Source organism: Novosphingobium clariflavum (genome assembly GCF_026420865.1).
Classification (GTDB): domain Bacteria; phylum Pseudomonadota; class Alphaproteobacteria; order Sphingomonadales; family Sphingomonadaceae; genus Novosphingobium; species Novosphingobium clariflavum.
On the sequence record NZ_JAPCWC010000095.1, the window covers coordinates 1 to 996 of the forward strand.

The 996-nt window shown below is 62.1% G+C and carries 1 protein-coding gene and 1 pseudogene; both read right to left on the bottom strand.

Features of this window, described 5'->3' with window-relative positions; genetic code table 11:
• Window positions 1-172 precede the first annotated feature (172 nt).
• Window positions 173-663, bottom strand: a pseudogene (locus OKA11_RS24415) (DDE-type integrase/transposase/recombinase); the annotation flags it as partial.
• A 23-nt stretch (window positions 664-686) separates the two neighbouring features.
• Window positions 687-996, bottom strand: a 310-nt coding sequence (locus OKA11_RS24420) for an integrase core domain-containing protein (RefSeq protein ID WP_267222648.1), incomplete at its 5' end; no start/stop codon positions are given.

Sequence of the window (996 nt, forward strand, 5' to 3'; positions counted from 1 at the left end):
GCAGAGCGCCTGTGGTCTGAGTCCGAGATTTGGGTCTGAGCTCGAGGTTACTACCAGCTACGAGTAGAGCCTGTGCCCGGTTTGATCCGACACCATTCTCTGGACCACTCCGGGCTAAAGTTTGCCGGCTAGGGTCACGGCGACGGGCTGGGTGCGTCACTGGGATTCATCAGCGTGATCGAGGGCTTGTTGCCGATGGCACGGCGCTGTCGGTGGGCTTCCCGGGCTGGGAGAAGTCCCGCGTCACACCGTTGGTGTAGCCCCACAGATCCAGATCGCGGCTGATGAACTCGGAGCCCTGGTCAACCCGGATCGTCCTGGAATACCCGACCACGGCGCAGGTCACCTCAAGGGTCTGCACGACGTCTTCGCCGCGGTAGTCGAAGCGCGGATCGAGCACCGGCGAGAATCGTGAGAAGGTGTCGACCACGGTCAGGACACGGATCTTGCGGCCCGTTACAAGCTGGTCATGGACGAAGTCCATGGCCCCACATCATTGACGCGGGAGGACGCGCAGCGGTCTTCCCTCAGCTTTGCCTTCACCCTTCGCTTGGTGGTTCTGTTTCGCAGCTGAAGGCCCAACTCGTTGTAAATCCTGTGCGTTCGCTTCATGTTGATCTCCCAGCCTTCGCGGCGAAGAAGAACGTGCACCTGATCGGCCCCCACCGAGTGGTCCGGGTTATTTGTTAGTGCAAGATTGCCTCCGGCGCCATGGCCGGCCGCAGGTGGAGCGAAGCGGAGCCGGAGGGCGGCCATGGCGGCGTCGCTGCTTCCGGGGCCGGCGGCCGGTAGCCCAGCGAACTGTGCGGCCTGACGGTGTTGTAGTGCCGCCGCCAAGCCTCGATCAGGATCTTAGCCTCGGCCAGGGTGTAGAAGATCTCACCGTTGAGTAACTCGTCACGCATCGAGCCGTTGAAGGACTCGCAGTAGCCATTTTCCCACGGACTGCCGGGGGTGATGTAGAGCGTCTTCACACCGATCCTGCCCAGCCATTCT